Source organism: Xanthomonas vasicola (assembly GCF_000772705.2).
In the GTDB taxonomy this organism is placed as follows: domain Bacteria; phylum Pseudomonadota; class Gammaproteobacteria; order Xanthomonadales; family Xanthomonadaceae; genus Xanthomonas; species Xanthomonas vasicola.
The window spans coordinates 71,585-85,741 of record NZ_JSBW02000059.1 but is presented as its reverse complement, the minus strand read 5'-3'; the positions used below and the strand labels follow the sequence as shown (position 1 = coordinate 85,741).

Below are 14,157 nucleotides of genomic sequence, written 5' to 3'. Positions count from 1 at the left end.
ACACTGACCCCACGTCATCCCACCTCAGCTAACGCACCGCATCGCACAGCGGTTGCCAGGCTGTCGCCAGCCGCGGCAGCGACCAGGCAGCATTGGCCGGGCTGGTGGACGGCAAGGCAATCACTGGCAGCGCGCACAGCTCCGCCGATAGCAGCGGCTGCACATGCCGGCGCCACGCCTGTGCTGCCGCAGTGCCATTGCAGGCCACCATGCGCAGCTGCGGCAGCGTGGCCAGCAGCGCGGGCAGCGGATTGACCACAATGCTCGCCGCCACGATGGCCGTATCCAGACTGCCGCGCCGCTTGCATTGGCCGATGACATCCCACAAGCCCACACGATGATCGAGTAACGCTTGCAGGCGCGTTGCATAGCTCTCAGCTGTATCAATCCCCAATAGGGCATGCATCAGTGGCCAGAAACGATTGCGCGGATGTGCGTAGTAACGCGCCGCTTCTAACGAGGCGACACCGGGCATCGAGCCAAGCAGCAATACCCTGCAATCGCTGCGAATGTGCGCTGGTAGGCCTTGGCTGAGATGTTTTTTCGTCACGGCGATCGCATCTGCGTGAATGTCTTTTTTAGGCTGCATGACGTAACGACGGCCTTCTTGAGGGACTTCCTGAACAAACGAAATTTTAGCGAGCCATAGGTGGGCGTGGATTCAGATTTTTAGGAATAGTTTTGGCCCGGCCCACTCCACGGGCCTAACAACAAGACGAGGAGACCCTCATGCGTTCCATTTCCATCCTGAGCCTGGCTGCTGTATCTGCACTTGCGATTGCACCATCCGCGTTCGCGCAGGACACCACCTATACCGGCGACACCTCCTCGACTTCCTCCAGCACGATGCCCACCAGCGGCGATACCGCCTCGGGTAAGCATTGGGCCGTGGTTGGCGGCGTGGCGCTGCTGAACCCGAAGAACAACCCGGCTCCGGGCCTGGACGTCGATGGCGGCCCGGCACCGACGCTGAGCGCCAGCTACTACATCAACGACAACTGGGCCGTTGAACTGTGGGGCGCAGCCGACAAGTTCAACCACCGCGTCACCGCCAACGGCGTGGGCAAGGTCGGTACCGTCGATCAGCAGCCGATCGCCATCAGCGGCCAGTACCACTTCGGCGAAGCCGACAACGTGTTCCGTCCGTTCGTAGGCGTGGGCTACTACGAGTCGAACTTCAGCAACGAGAAGATTGATGCGGCGTCGACCACCGGCGATCACGTGGGTCTGAGCACCGCCAAGGGCGTCATCGGCACCGTTGGTGTGGACATGAACATCAACTCCACCTGGTTCGCACGTGCCGACGCACGCTACATGCGTTCGCGTCCGGAACTGCGCGTGGGCGGCCAGGGCACCGGCAGCGAGCTGGAACTGGACCCGTGGACCGTTGGCTTCGGCATCGGCGCGCGCTTCTAAGCAGAGCGATTGACTAAGCACTTCCACCAAACAGGTCCGCAAGGGCCTGTTTTTTTGATCAAAACCTCAGTTTAAAGGGAATTTTACGTTTAGGATTTCGCGGAAGGGGGGATAGATCGTGTAGAAATCAGCACGACTTCTTCAATTAAATATGGAGATACCATGAGCATAAGATGCCATGTAGCCGCCGCGATATTTCTTCTCTCGCTCGTTTCCTTTGGAACTCAGGCTCAGACAACTGTCCCTACCACAGGACTTGGAACCTGCATTGACTTCATAACTTCCCAGTCAACGACACTTACTGAACAGATAAACAGCAGCCCTAATTTTACGATCGCTTACGGCTCGGCCAGCTATACGGACATGCCAAATAAAGCTGTGTATATCCAAAATTATAGCTGCGAGAGTCAAGATATGCCGGGCATGTATTTTACAGTCTCAGCCTTAGCTCATGAGTTTGGTCATGTGAAATTCAACTATTCGTTTGCCAAAACGACTCGACAAGCATATATAGATGAAGCATGCAAGATGGAAGGACTTGCCGTAACGAATAACATAGTTGCAAGGAATGAAATATGGAGTTCCACTCAAAATAGCATAGACATTAACCTTGCAGCATCAAATCCCGATCAGCTTTTCGGGATTTACTATGCTGGAGGACCCAATGTTGCCTCAAACGTTGGAAAATCCTTCTGCGCGAATAACGTAACCTCAACCACAGGACAGAACTATAACGTATATTACGGAGAGCAGTATGACAAACTTCCTTAACAGATCATCATATTTCCGCCTTGCAATAACGCTACTTGCTGCCCTGATTGCACCCTCAGTATATGCAAATAAAATTTCAGCAGCGACAGCAGCGGATGCTGCCCGTACGTTTGAACTAGCCGAAGAAATTTCGAGAAATCTCAAAAAATCACCCTCTGAATTTATTAATTCATGGCCTGGGGCCAGCATTTCGACGCCAAATCTGAAAACCGAAGGAACGTATAAGGTTAGCGGAGGAATATTAAAAATAGGCGACCATCTGACTGCCAAGAACTCTTCCATATCAATATCAGCAGATAAAAAAAATATCGAATCAGTCTTACTGAGTCTGGAAGGCTCCTGCGTCTCTCGTCAGGATTTCAAGAGTCGATATCCGAATTATCTGATTTCAAATATTCCGAGGGGACAGAGTAGTTCAGAGACATTGACTTTGGCCGTTGTTAAAAATCAGGGGAAGATGGAGTTTTCCTTCCCGGAGACCTCTCCAGATTGCCTAAGCTCCATTCGCCTAGCACCAGCAGACCCGCAGACGCTTAAAGCTGCGGAAGCAATCAATTAATTAATTAGGAGCACTCTAATTGTTACTGCCAGCACCGAGAGGGCTGGCAGTAACAGGATCACCGCCAATAAACGCTGCCGCGCAAACGTGCGCTGCGCCAGCGCCACCACAGCAAGGTGGCATAGGCGAGCGCATAACCGAGCAAGGCGCCGGCAGCGCCGAGCAGGCTGGCATGACTGAGCCACCCGTCGGTTGGCCAGGCCACCCCCTGCCAGGCGCTACGCCAGCCCTGCACCATCCCGGCGATCACCCGGGCCACGACCAACGCGGTCAAGCCCAGCACCAGCCACAGGTTGGGCCGGTAAAACAGGCCTTGCGTGGTGCGTTCGAAACGGGTCAGGCGCAACGCCAACGCACCCAGCGCCAACCCGCAGGCCCAGCCGAATGCGGCGTGGCTGATCGCGCCGGGCCAGAACGCCGCCGCGATCAAGCTGAAGATCACAAACAGCACGCTGGAGATGCCCGCCGACACCAGGTTGAGCATCAGCAGCCATCCACGCGCCTGACGACGTGCAGTACCCATGCGGAAGCGCTGCAGCAGCGACAACGGGAACACCACCACGAACACTGCCAGGGCAATGATCACAGCCAGCGGAATGGCAAGCAGCAAAGGCATCGGGAGACTGCCGTAGAAAGATGGCCGATGACGCTACTACGTATACGTGCAGCAGCGCGTGTTCGGTGCCAATTGCGCACATCTGCAGCACGGCGAACGCGCTCGGCTCGGGGCGAACGCGCCAACGTGATACGCATTGGGAAGGATCGAGCGCGTCCTTCCGAAGATCGGCAGCGACCACGGAGACATTCTCGGCAATGTTGCCGCAGAGCTACGATCTGGGCGCCGTCTGGCAAGAACCGGACGCCCGCCTGGCGAGCTGCAACTGGATCGTTGGGCTGTTGATCCCGGTACCGGCGCGCCGCCAGGCGATCAAGACGCGATGTTCGAAGAAGCAGGCCTCGCGCATCCGTTTTCGTCCAAGCAGAACACTTCGTTTTCCAGCCCCATCGGTTCGGCAGCGGGCGTGCCCTCGTGCAGGAGCGATGCGAGGATGCAGACGTGTATCGCGGGCGGTCCTGACTCCATGAAGCCGGCTTCCATCAGACCCGACACATCCACCAGCACCGCTTACACCGCGGAGCCGCCGCCTTCGGCCGATCCAGCCGACGGGATTGCGCAGTGGCCTGCGCCCCACCCCGACTGCCAGGGGTTGCCACGCCAACGACCCAGAAAGCGTGTTGCCGACACCGCGGGCGATGGCGATGGCGCACGGGCCGGCAGCCGTGCGCGCCCATGCGGCAGCGACGAATTCGCCATCCCGGACGGCTTTACCCGGGAGCAGATCCAGCCATTTCACGATCTGGAACAACGACAATACGCCGCACTCTTTTGCACGCCCCACATCCGCGCCGTCCGGTCTGCACGCGATATCCAAGCCAGCCGGACAATGGATGTGGATATGGACGCATGTGTCGTCATCAATCTTGCGCAAGATGGATTTGATTCGATCGGCACGCACGGTTTGTCTTCATGCGTCTGCATTTGTGCAAAAGGAAAAAATCCTCGCGGCCACGACATCCTGGGCCTGCTGCATTATTCGGGGATACAGGATGCACAAGATGCACTTTCCGAAATCCGCGACGATATGCGCGAAGAAGGCGTGCGTAAGCCCGACATATTCCTGGTAGGCGGCATGATCTCCAACCAAGACGAGCTGGGCAGCTTCGAAATCGAGAGAGACCTGCTGGCGCTCGGGCACGACTTCAATATCGTAGGCGCCAAGCTGCACCCCAGCATGAGCGATCGCAACGGCGAGGAGAATGCCATCAACCTGGTCATGACGGCCGATGGCATCTATTACTACAAGTCGTGGTGAAGACGCCTGGGTGTAAAAGCGCCGCTGCCCGCACTCAAAACGCCGGCAGGACCGCGCCCTTGTACTTCTGCTCGATAAAGGCTTTCACTTCCGGGCTGGTCAGCGCTTTGGCCAGTTTCTGCACGCGCGCATCGTCCTTGTTGTCGGCGCGCGCCACCAGGAAGTTGACGTACGGCGAGTCCTTGCTTTCGATCGCCAGCGCATCGCGGGTGGGATTGAGCCCGGCGTCGAGCGCGTAATTGGTGTTGATCAGCGCTAGATCGACCTGGTCCAGTACGCGCGGCAGCATGGCAGAATCGAGCTCGCGGAATTTGAGCTGCTTGGGGTTTTCGACGATGTCGCGTTGGCTGGACAGCGCGTTGCTCGGGTCCTTGAGTTTGATCACCCCGGCCTTGTCGAGCAGGATCAGCGCACGGCTGTTGTTGCTGGGGTCGTTGGGGATCACCACATCGGCGCCGGTGGGAAGATCGGCCAGCGCCTTGAAGCGGCGCGAATACGCGCCGAACGGTTCGATATGCACGCCGACCACGGTCACCAGTTGGCTCTTGCGGTCGCGGTTGTACGCATCCAGATAGGGCTCGGTCTGGAAGTAGTTGACGTCGATCTGCTTCTGCACGACCTGGTCGTTCGGCTGCACGTAATCGTTGAACACGCGCACATCGAGCTTGACGCCCTGCTTGGCCAGCAGCGGTTCGACCACTTCCAGGATTTCGGCATGCGGCACCGCCGTGGCGGCCACGGTCAGGGTGCCGCCGCTGCTGCTGCCACCGCCGCCACAGGACGCCAAGGCCAGCGTGGCGGCCGCCAGGAGGGAACGAAACGCGAATGTGCTCATGTAAGGATCCGTGGGGGGAAGAATGCGGCGCTGCCGCAGGGATTCAACCTAGCAGAGCCTGCGTGCAACGGCGATGCATCGGTGCGGTGCGGGCGGAGCGATGAGGCTGCGGGCGCCCGACGTGCGATCCAACCGCCGGGCACGGGCTCAACGCCGGCTGTAATGCGCTACCAGGCGGTCGCCCAGCATCTGCAGCACCTGCACCAGCACTAGCAAGGCGATGACGGTGATCAGCGCCACGTCCGAATGCGAGCGCAGGTAGCCCTCGCGGTAGGCCACATCGCCCAGGCCGCCCGAGCCGATGGCACCGCCCATCGCGGTGAAGCCGATCAGCGCGATGGTGGTGACGGTGGCGCCGGCGATCAGGCCGGGGCGCGCTTCGGGCAGCAACACCCGCAGCACCAGCTGGCGGGTGGTGGCGCCCATCGCCTGGGTGGCTTCGATGATCCCGCGGTCGACCTCGCGCAGCGCAGTTTCCACCAGGCGGGCGTAGAACGGTGCGGCACCAACCACCAGCGGCAGGATCGCGCCACGCACGCCGAGCGAGGTGCCCATCAGCATCAGCGTGAGCGGGATCATCGCGATCATCAAAATAATGAAGGGCACCGAGCGCAGCAGGTTGATCAGCGCGGCGAGCGCGCCATACAGCACCGGGCGGCGGCGCAACTGCGGCGCCCCGCACAGGAACAGCGCAACCCCCAACGGCAGGCCGATCAGCAGCGTCAGCGGCAACGCACCGGCCAGCATCAACAACGTGTCGAGGGTGGCCTGGCCGATATCGCCCCACTTGGCAGCATCGAGATTGCGGAAGAAACCGCCGGCGGCGGCAACGATCGGATTCATACGCATAGATCCTCCACCTGCACGCCGGCGGCGACGAAGCCGGCGCGCGCAGCGTTATGGTCGCCGCCGGTCAGGGCCACGATGAGCTGGCCGTACGGCGTGTCCTTGATGCGATCCACCCGCCCGGACAGGATGTTGTAGTCCACCCCGGTTTCGCGCGCGATGCGGCCCAGCACCGGCTCGTAGGTGCCGTTGCCAAGGAAGGTCAGCCGCACGATGCGCCCGCCGACTGCAGCGAAATCGCGGTGCAGTTCGGCTTCGTCCACATGCTCGGCTTCGGAGACGAAGCGTCGGGTGGTGGCGTGCTTGGGATGCAGGAAGACCTCGGCCACCGGGCCGGTTTCCACCAGTTTGCCGGCGTCCAGCACCGCGACGCGGTCGCAGACACGGCGGATCACGTCCATCTCATGGGTAATCAGCACGATGGTCAGGCCAAGCTCGCGGTTGATCTGCGCCAGCAGCTGCAGCACCGAGGCGGTGGTCTGCGGGTCCAGCGCGCTGGTGGCCTCGTCGCATAGCAGGATCTGCGGCCGGGTGGACAGCGCGCGCGCAATGCCCACGCGCTGCTTCTGCCCGCCCGACAGTTGCGCCGGATACTTGTGGGCGTGCTCCTGCAGACCCACCCGTGCCAACAGCTCAGCCACGCGCGCATCGATTTCGGCGCGCGGCGTGCCGGCCAGTTCCAGCGGGAACGCGACATTGCCGGCCACGGTGCGCGAGGACAACAGGTTGAAGTGCTGGAAAATCATGCCGATGCGGCGGCGCACGGCGCGCAGGCCCTGGCTGTCCAGTGCGGTGACGTCCTCGTCGCCGATCAGCAGGCGGCCGCCGCTGGGCTCTTCCAGCCGGTTGATCAGCCGGATCAGCGTGGATTTGCCGGCGCCGGAGTGGCCGATGATGCCAAACACTTCGCCGGGGCCGATCCACAGATCGAGCGGGTGCAACGCCACGATCTGGCGACCGTCAACGGAATAGGACTTGTGCAGGCGCTGAAACTGGATCACCGCGCGTAGCCGATTGGTGGGGGGTCGTGAAGCCTAACAGTCAATGTTCACGACCGGGAGTCGGGATTGGGGAGTCGGGATTCGCAAGGACAACAGCGTCCCCGCTGTTGCCAATCCCGAATCCCGAATCTCGTCCTCACGCCTGTCTAGCGGCGGCGGACGGTCAGCCTGCCGTAGTCGCTCCCGGCGCAACAAATACAACCCGCTGGCAACGATGATGCCGGCGCCGGTCCAGGTCCAGCTGTCGGGCAGGGTCCGCCACAGCAGCCAGTCCCAGCCCATCACCCAGACCAGCCCGGTGTATTCGAGCGGGGCGATCATCGAGGCCTCGCCGCGCATGAAGGCCTGGGTCAGCGCGACCTGGCCCAGCGCACCGGCCAGGCCCATGCCGGCGATCAACCAGGCGTGCCCGGCCTGCAGCGGCACCCAGCCGGGGATGGCCAGCAGCCCGGCGCCGATCGCCATAAACAGCAGAAACCACACCACCATGGCCTGCGGGGTGTCGGTGCGGGTGAGCAGGCTCACGGTGATCGCCGCGATGGCGTAGGCCGTGGCTGCCAGCAGCACCATCAGGCCGGGCAGCGAGATCAGCCCGTCCACCCCCGGGCGCAGCACCACGATCACCCCGACCAGGCCAATGCCAATCGCGGTCCAGCGGCGTGGGCCGACATGCTCGCCCAGCAGCGGCACCGACAGCGCAGCCACCAGCAGCGGCGCCACGAAATACAGCGTGTAGGCGGTGGACAGCGGCATGCGCTTCAAGCCGTACACAAAGCAGTCGATCATTACCATGCCCAGCGCCCCGCGTAGCAAATGCAGGCCCCAGCGCACCGGCACGATCGCGCGCGGCCCGGCGGTGGCGAACACCCACACCAGCACGAACGGCAGCGAGGCGGCGCCGCGCAACAAGGTGACCTGCAGCGGTGGGTAGTGCGCCGAGAGCAGCTTCATTCCCGCATCCATCAGCGAGAAGCAAGCCGCGGCGGCCACCATCCAGGCGATGGCGGGAAGCGGGGAACGGGTGGTGGGCATGCGCACATTATCGCCGCGGCGCCGGCACGCCCGCCAATGCGCGGATCACGGCCGGGACGGCACGATGCCCTAGAATGGCGACTGTTTTCGAATTGCAGGAGCTTTGCATGCCTTCCTTCGACGTCGTGTCCGAAGTAGACAAGCACGAACTGACCAATGCGGTGGATCAGGCCAACCGCGAGCTGGACACGCGTTTCGACTTCAAGGGAGTCGAGGCCAGGTTCGAGCTGGAAGACGGCAAGTTGATCAACCAGTCCGCACCCAGCGATTTCCAGGTCAAGCAAATGACCGACATCCTGCGCGCGCGGCTGCTGGCCCGCGGTATCGATGTGCGCTGTCTGGAGTTCGGCGATATGGAAACCAACCTGGCCGGCGCGCGGCAAAAAGTGACCGTCAAGCAAGGCATCGAGCAGAAGCAGGCCAAGCAGCTGGTGGCCAAGTTGAAGGAAGCCAAGCTCAAGGTCGAAGCGCAGATCAATGGCGACAAGCTGCGTGTCAGTGCCAAGAAGCGCGACGACCTGCAGGACGCGATCGCGCTGCTGAAAAAGGCCGATTTCGAGCTGCCGCTGCAGTTCGACAACTTCCGCGATTGAGTGCGCCTGGGTGATTGCAACGATCGGTGCGGCGCTGTTCATGCATGCTGTGCAGCGCGATGCGCCAGGTTGGCGCATGCGGCCTGCAGGGCGCCTGCGTGGCGGTTGCCACTGTCACGTCACCGCGCTGACATAGCTGGCGATCGTGCGAGGCTCCTTTGCCAGCCTGTTGCAACGCCTACGTCTCCACAGGCCGACCAACGCATCGGGCGATAGTGCGAGCAACAGCCTCGCCCACGCACCACCCTGCATCGAAGCCGGTTCGACGCTGCACACCATGGCCGGGCTTGACCCGGTGGCGGCAGTCGCATTTGCCGATGCCTTCGTGGTGGAAATCGAACATGCCATCGCCACCTGCACGCTCGGCGATGCCGACACGCCCCAGGGACAGGCCTTGCTGCAGATCCATTCGTTGAAGAACACCATTTCGCTGACCGGCTCGCAGCAGCTGCTGAAAGCCTGCGACCAATTGCGCGATGCCGTCAGCCACCACGCGCCGGGCGACACGCTGGCGCAGCGCTTCATTGCCGTGGCGAACGCGGCTGGTCTACTGGTCAAGTATTACCGCCGTACCCTGCCCTCCGACAACACGGACCCTCATGCGTAGCACTCCCAACCGCGCAGCGCCCGGCCTGATCCTGGCCGCCAGGCGGTTGCGCAACGACAGACTGGTGCGGCTGTTCGAGTCATTCCTGGAATACCGCGCCTGCGTTGGCCGGGTGATCGTACAGACCATCGTGACCACGTGGTGCCTGGGCTGGCTGTACGGGCCGCAGCCGGTGCTGGTGGCGGACGCACAGCATGTGTTTCCCACTGCGGTGAGCCTGTGGGCGCTATCGGTGGTGTGGATGGTGCTGGTGCGCCGCCGGATCGTTCCGCCGAGCGAATGGCTGGATGCGATGGGCTTTGCGATGAACGTTTTGTTCATCGGCATCCAGACCTATCTGGCCTTCATCCTGCTGATGTCGTTGAACGCATTTTTGCCGTTCATCACCATCGCTGCGGTGGCGCGCTATGGGCAGCGCGCGATCTTTCCGGTGTTGCTCACTACCTTCGTGCTGATGCTGTTGACGGCGCCGGCAGGCTACTGGCTGTCGCGGCCGGCGTATTTCGTCTATGCCGTGGCGCTCATCATCGTGCTGCCGTTGCTGGTGGCGCGCATCGTGCTTGCGATGCAGGAAGTGGCGCTGCAGGCGCTGGCCTCGCGCGATGCGCAAAGCCGTTTCATCAGCACCATGAGTCACGAATTGCGCACGCCGTTGAATGCGGTGATCAACTGCGCGCAGTTGATCGACACCGAGCAAATGCCGGCGCAACAACGCGAGCTGCTGCAGGCAGTGACGGTGAATGCAAGCGCGCTGCGGCATCGCGTCAACGAAGTGCTGGATGTGGCCAGCATTGATGGCGGACGCCTGCAGCTGCAGAGCAAACCCTTAAACCTGCTGGACGTGGTCACCACGGTAAAGGCCGTGTGCTCAACCGCGGCGTCCAGCAAGGGCATAACCCTCGACGTGCGTGTGGATAGCCCGCAAATACCACACGTGATGGGCGACGAAGGCCGCATCGAACAGGTGATCAGTAACCTGGTGATCAACGCCATCAAGTTCACTCCAGCCGGCGGCACGGTGGATCTGCTGATCGACGCGACACAGGTGCAGGAGCGCTGGAGCATCGCGGTCACTGTGACCGACACCGGTATCGGCGTACCCGACGATCAGAAGGCCTACATCTTCACTCCGTTCACCCAGCTCAGTACCGGCTTCAGTCGCGTCGAAGGCGGCGTGGGTTTAGGGCTGTACATCGCGCTGTCGGTGTCCGATGCGATGGGCGGCAGTCTGACGGTGAGCGACAACCCGGCCGGCGGCAGCATCTTCCGCTGGATCTTCGAGCTGCCCGGCGCTGCAGCTGGCAGCAACACGCTGGCGCTGCGCGATGCGCTGGCGCAGCACGCGCAACAGGTTCCTTCGCTGCATTGCCTGGTGTTCGAGGACATGGATACCAATCGCTTGGTGATTGGCAACCTGCTGACCCGCGCCGGGCATCGCGTGAGTTTCCAGATCGATGGCACCGATGCAGTGCAGCGCATCCGCGAGGCAGCGCCGGATCTGGTGTTTCTGGATCTACACATGCCCGGCACGACCGGTTGGGATGCGCTGCGCGAAGCGCGCGATGCGATGTGGGCACTCCCGCCGATCATCGTGCTGACCGCCGACACGCGCACCGATTCGATGCGCGAGGCCAGCGCGGCCGGTGTGGCCGGCTATCTGCCCAAACCGATCAACGCACACGAATTGCTGGCATTGCTCGCCCAGCACGCCAGCCATGCACGCCCCTGAGCTCAAACCCGGCAATGCCGCACGTGGCCACTGGCAGCATGCGGCGGATATCCGCACACCGCTGGCACTGCTCTATCTGCACGGCTTCAGTGCCAGCCCTGGCGAAGCTGGCGCGTTACCCGAGCAGATGGCCGATGCGCTGGCCGCCAATGCCTATGTGCATCGCTGGCCGGGACACGGACTCAACAGCCCCAATGCAATGCAGGGGCTGACTCCAGCGGTGTTGCAAGCCTCGGCGCTGGAGGCGCTGGCTCAGGCGCAGCGCATGGGCCAGCGGGTTGTGATTATTGGTTCGTCGATGGGCGCCACGCTGGGCTTGTGGTTGGCCGTGCAGCACCCGGACGCGGTTGCCGCAGTGGTCGCCTGGTCGCCAGGCATCCAGCCCGCAGATCCGGCCTTGCTCGACCAGGTCTGCGCCGCGCAGGCGCCGCTGACCGACCCGCGCCCACGTACGCCAGCAGCGCGCGCCTTCTGGTCAGAGACCATCCACCCGGATGGATTTCGCGCATTGCGCAGCTTATTTCGGATGGTTGCTACCGACCCACCCTGGCCATGCGTGCGCTGCCCGGTATTGCTGGGCTATTACCGCGCCACCGATGGCCGCGAAGATGCGACCGCCTCGGTCCCGGCGATGCTGGAGATGTTTGCGGCGCTGGGCACTGCGCCTGCACACAAGCGAGCGATTGCCTTCGACAGTGGCGCGCATGCGATCGGGTCGCCGCACAAGACGCCGCTGGCCGGCACCGTTGCGCAGGCGTCCGTCGCGTTCTTGCAGGCGCAGCTCGGCGCTGCGCCGCACGCCGGCAACGCTTGAGCACAACGCAGTGCGCAACGGTCGCTGCAGGCGCGAACCGCAGTGCTCGCGTCTTGGTGAACACGCGCCGTTAGCGCTTGCTGCTGCACCCGGCACCCGGCACCCACGCTCGGGGCTCGCTGCATGTCGATCGCATACACTGGCGCACCATCCCGCTGCCGCCACGATGACCACGACGCCTGCCACGCCCGATCCCATCGTCGCCACCCGCAAATGGATCGAGCGCGCGGTGATCGGATTGAATCTATGCCCGTTCGCCAAGGCGGTGTACGTCAAGGATCAGGTACGTCTGGTGCTCAGCGATGCCAGCACGCCCGAAGCCTTGCTGGAACAGCTGGCCGAGGAGCTGGTGCTGCTGCGCGATACGCCGGCCGAACAGATCGACACCACGCTGATCGTGCACCCGGACGTACTCACCGATTTCCTGGAGTACAACGACTTCCTCGACAACGCCGATGCGGCGGTAGAAGCCCTGGATCTGCAAGGCGTCTTGCAGGTGGCCAGCTTCCATCCGGATTACCAATTCGCAGGCGCCGCGCTGGACGATGTGGCCAACTTCACCAACCGCTCGCCCTTCCCCACCTTGCATCTGCTGCGCGAAGACAGCGTAGAGCGTGCGGTGGCGGCGTTCCCGGACCCGGACGTGATTGTCGAACGCAATATCCAAACGCTCGAACGCCTGGGCAGCGATGGCTGGGAGCGCGTGTTGAACGGTGCCGAGCACTGAGTGCTGCGCCTGCTGCGCGTTAGCGCGGTCGGCAGCGCGTCATTGCCGAGCTGTGATTGGCCGGGAGTGGACGGCAAGGTCTGGATATCTGCGCACGACGCGCGAATGGCACGCTCAGGGTCCAAGCGTCCCCGAGTGACACATGCCACACCCCGCAATTTCCTGCCGATGCTTGACGCTGGGCACCGCCATCTTCTTAAACCGCTATTGCTACGCGAGCAACGCTGCCCAGGTTGTGGCCGTTGTGCGACGTGCATTGCGTGGCATTTGGGAGGACGACGGCATAGTTCCTCCGGCCCGACCTCGATAACAACGATCAAGGGGCGCGCCATCATTTGCGATGAGCGCAATCACTGACCCCTCGTGCGCGCACTGCCTTGCTGCAACGACGACAGCGCGCACGCTACAGTGCGGCAACCTTCACCGATGTGCAGCGTGCCATGGCCCTGACTCCCGCAATTTCCGCATGGCACCCGTCACCATTGCAGGACCGCGTGGTGGTGATCACCGGTGGCGCGCAAGGCATCGGCCGCGGCATTGCGCAGGCGGTGCTTGGCGCCGGCGGCAGCGTGGTGATCGGCGATCTGGATACCGACGCCGGCAAGGCCTGCCTACAGGAATGGGCGCTACCGCGTCGTAGCGCTTTCGTGCGTTGCGATGCCGCGCGTGAGGTGCAGGCCGCGCGCCTGATCGCCACCGCGCTCAAGCGTTTTGGGCGCATCGATGGTCTGGTCAACAATGCCGGCGTGCCGGATCCGCATAGCGCAGCACTGCCGCAACTGGGCTGGGACGAGTGGAACCGCCGCCTTTCCAGCCTGCACGGCGCCTTCCTGTGCAGCAAGCACGCGCTGCCTGCGTTGACGCAGGCGCCCGGTGGCGGTGCGATCGTCAATATTGCGTCCACCCGCGCCTGGCAATCAGAGCCGCATAGCGAAGCCTACGCCGCAGCCAAAGGTGGCTTGGTGGCGTTTACGCATGCACTGGCACTGAGCGAAGGCCCGCAAGTGCGCGTCAACAGCATCAGCCCCGGCTGGATCAGCACCGATGCGTGGCGCGCGCCGCAGCGTCGGCGTGCGCCCAAATTGTCGCGTCGCGATCATGCGCAGCATCCTGCCGGACGCGTCGGCATGCCGGAAGATATCGCGCAGCTGACGGTCTATTTGCTCGCACCGCAGCTCTCCGGTTTCGTCACCGGGCAGGACTTCATCGTCGACGGTGGTATGTCGCGCAAGATGCAGTATGTGTAAGTGCGGACTGGATGTTGATGTACGCCGCACGTGCACGATGCTGCCAACACGCCTGCGTGTCATGCAGCCACATCGCTGCCAGCGTGAGCGCTGCTCTGCGCATGTG

The 14,157-nt window shown here is 62.6% G+C and carries 15 protein-coding genes and 1 pseudogene; 10 read left to right on the top strand and 6 right to left on the bottom strand.

What is annotated here, in order from left to right; all coding sequences use genetic code 11:
* Positions 1–28: 28 nt before the first annotated feature.
* Positions 29–589 (bottom strand): DNA-deoxyinosine glycosylase, encoded by a 561-nt coding sequence (locus NX05_RS16685; protein WP_039431165.1) that lies wholly within the window; start codon positions 587–589, stop codon positions 29–31.
* A gap of 140 nt (positions 590–729) precedes the next feature.
* On the opposite strand from NX05_RS16685, the gene NX05_RS16680 reads away from it, so the two are divergent.
* From NX05_RS16680 to NX05_RS22940, 3 genes are all read left to right on the top strand, one after another.
* Entirely contained in the window at positions 730–1,416 is a 687-nt protein-coding gene (locus NX05_RS16680; protein ID WP_039431168.1) for an OmpW/AlkL family protein, read from the top strand.
* A 162-nt stretch (positions 1,417–1,578) separates the two neighbouring features.
* Positions 1,579–2,187, top strand: a complete 609-nt coding sequence (locus tag NX05_RS22945; RefSeq protein ID WP_080764482.1) for a hypothetical protein — start codon at positions 1,579–1,581, stop codon at positions 2,185–2,187.
* Positions 2,171–2,746, top strand: coding sequence for a hypothetical protein (locus NX05_RS22940; protein WP_080764483.1), 576 nt, complete (start codon positions 2,171–2,173; stop codon positions 2,744–2,746). Before NX05_RS22945 ends, NX05_RS22940 begins: the two co-directional genes overlap by 17 nt.
* A gap of 58 nt (positions 2,747–2,804) precedes the next feature.
* Here the strand turns inward: NX05_RS22940 and NX05_RS16675 are convergent, their stop codons facing one another.
* A complete protein-coding gene (locus tag NX05_RS16675; protein WP_039431171.1) occupies positions 2,805–3,362 on the bottom strand; it encodes a CcdC protein domain-containing protein in 558 nt (185 codons plus the stop codon).
* A gap of 322 nt (positions 3,363–3,684) precedes the next feature.
* Here NX05_RS16675 and xopAK point away from each other — a divergent pair, with 322 nt between their 5' ends.
* Positions 3,685–4,620 (top strand): XopAK family type III secretion system effector, encoded by a 936-nt coding sequence (gene xopAK / locus NX05_RS25180; protein ID WP_315897510.1) that lies wholly within the window; start codon positions 3,685–3,687, stop codon positions 4,618–4,620.
* A 34-nt stretch (positions 4,621–4,654) separates the two neighbouring features.
* Here xopAK and NX05_RS16665 read toward each other — a convergent pair whose 3' ends face one another.
* The 4 genes and pseudogenes from NX05_RS16665 to NX05_RS16650 all read right to left on the bottom strand — a co-directional run.
* Complete coding sequence (locus NX05_RS16665) at positions 4,655–5,455, bottom strand: MetQ/NlpA family ABC transporter substrate-binding protein (RefSeq protein ID WP_039431173.1); 801 nt, start codon at positions 5,453–5,455, stop codon at positions 4,655–4,657.
* Between the two features lie 147 nt (positions 5,456–5,602).
* Positions 5,603–6,298 (bottom strand): methionine ABC transporter permease, encoded by a 696-nt coding sequence (locus NX05_RS16660; RefSeq protein WP_010372057.1) that lies wholly within the window; start codon positions 6,296–6,298, stop codon positions 5,603–5,605.
* Entirely contained in the window at positions 6,295–7,302 is a 1,008-nt protein-coding gene (locus tag NX05_RS16655; RefSeq protein WP_039431175.1) for a methionine ABC transporter ATP-binding protein, read from the bottom strand. Before NX05_RS16655 ends, NX05_RS16660 begins: the two co-directional genes overlap by 4 nt.
* A gap of 141 nt (positions 7,303–7,443) precedes the next feature.
* Positions 7,444–8,334: pseudogene (locus NX05_RS16650) on the bottom strand (DMT family transporter); the annotation flags it as partial.
* 107 nt (positions 8,335–8,441) lie between these two features.
* Here NX05_RS16650 and NX05_RS16645 point away from each other — a divergent pair.
* The 6 genes from NX05_RS16645 to NX05_RS16620 all read left to right on the top strand — a co-directional run bounded on the left by NX05_RS16645 (position 8,442) and on the right by NX05_RS16620 (position 14,051).
* The gene (locus tag NX05_RS16645) at positions 8,442–8,927 is read left to right on the top strand and encodes a YajQ family cyclic di-GMP-binding protein (RefSeq protein WP_010372066.1); all 486 of its coding nucleotides are present in this window, start codon (positions 8,442–8,444) and stop codon (positions 8,925–8,927) included.
* A gap of 145 nt (positions 8,928–9,072) precedes the next feature.
* Positions 9,073–9,534, top strand: coding sequence for a hypothetical protein (locus tag NX05_RS16640; protein WP_039431179.1), 462 nt, complete (start codon positions 9,073–9,075; stop codon positions 9,532–9,534).
* Positions 9,527–11,263, top strand: a complete 1,737-nt coding sequence (locus NX05_RS16635; protein WP_039431180.1) for an ATP-binding response regulator — start codon at positions 9,527–9,529, stop codon at positions 11,261–11,263. The genes NX05_RS16640 and NX05_RS16635 overlap by 8 nt, the downstream gene beginning before the upstream one ends.
* Entirely contained in the window at positions 11,250–12,077 is an 828-nt protein-coding gene (locus tag NX05_RS16630) for an alpha/beta hydrolase (RefSeq protein ID WP_039431184.1), read from the top strand. Before NX05_RS16635 ends, NX05_RS16630 begins: the two co-directional genes overlap by 14 nt.
* 166 nt (positions 12,078–12,243) lie before the next feature.
* Entirely contained in the window at positions 12,244–12,804 is a 561-nt protein-coding gene (locus NX05_RS16625) for a DUF1415 domain-containing protein (RefSeq protein WP_017116656.1), read from the top strand.
* A 440-nt stretch (positions 12,805–13,244) separates the two neighbouring features.
* On the top strand, positions 13,245–14,051 hold the full coding sequence (locus NX05_RS16620) for an SDR family oxidoreductase (RefSeq protein ID WP_010377656.1): 807 nt from the start codon (positions 13,245–13,247) through the stop codon (positions 14,049–14,051).
* Positions 14,052–14,157 lie beyond the last annotated feature (106 nt).

What these genes read in the sequence shown, in the direction of transcription:
- NX05_RS16685 (WP_039431165.1), bottom strand. Translation starts at nt 589, where the DNA reads ATGCAGCCTAAAAAAGACATTCACGCAGATGCGATCGCCGTGACGAAA.
- NX05_RS16680 (WP_039431168.1), top strand. Translation starts at nt 730, where the DNA reads ATGCGTTCCATTTCCATCCTGAGCCTGGCTGCTGTATCTGCACTTGCG.
- NX05_RS22945 (WP_080764482.1), top strand. Translation starts at nt 1,579, where the DNA reads ATGAGCATAAGATGCCATGTAGCCGCCGCGATATTTCTTCTCTCGCTC.
- NX05_RS22940 (WP_080764483.1), top strand. Translation starts at nt 2,171, where the DNA reads ATGACAAACTTCCTTAACAGATCATCATATTTCCGCCTTGCAATAACG.
- NX05_RS16675 (WP_039431171.1), bottom strand. Translation starts at nt 3,362, where the DNA reads ATGCCTTTGCTGCTTGCCATTCCGCTGGCTGTGATCATTGCCCTGGCA.
- xopAK (WP_315897510.1), top strand. Translation starts at nt 3,685, where the DNA reads ATGTTCGAAGAAGCAGGCCTCGCGCATCCGTTTTCGTCCAAGCAGAAC.
- NX05_RS16665 (WP_039431173.1), bottom strand. Translation starts at nt 5,455, where the DNA reads ATGAGCACATTCGCGTTTCGTTCCCTCCTGGCGGCCGCCACGCTGGCC.
- NX05_RS16660 (WP_010372057.1), bottom strand. Translation starts at nt 6,298, where the DNA reads ATGAATCCGATCGTTGCCGCCGCCGGCGGTTTCTTCCGCAATCTCGAT.
- NX05_RS16645 (WP_010372066.1), top strand. Translation starts at nt 8,442, where the DNA reads ATGCCTTCCTTCGACGTCGTGTCCGAAGTAGACAAGCACGAACTGACC.
- NX05_RS16635 (WP_039431180.1), top strand. Translation starts at nt 9,527, where the DNA reads ATGCGTAGCACTCCCAACCGCGCAGCGCCCGGCCTGATCCTGGCCGCC.
- NX05_RS16630 (WP_039431184.1), top strand. Translation starts at nt 11,250, where the DNA reads ATGCACGCCCCTGAGCTCAAACCCGGCAATGCCGCACGTGGCCACTGG.
- NX05_RS16625 (WP_017116656.1), top strand. Translation starts at nt 12,244, where the DNA reads ATGACCACGACGCCTGCCACGCCCGATCCCATCGTCGCCACCCGCAAA.
- NX05_RS16620 (WP_010377656.1), top strand. Translation starts at nt 13,245, where the DNA reads ATGGCCCTGACTCCCGCAATTTCCGCATGGCACCCGTCACCATTGCAG.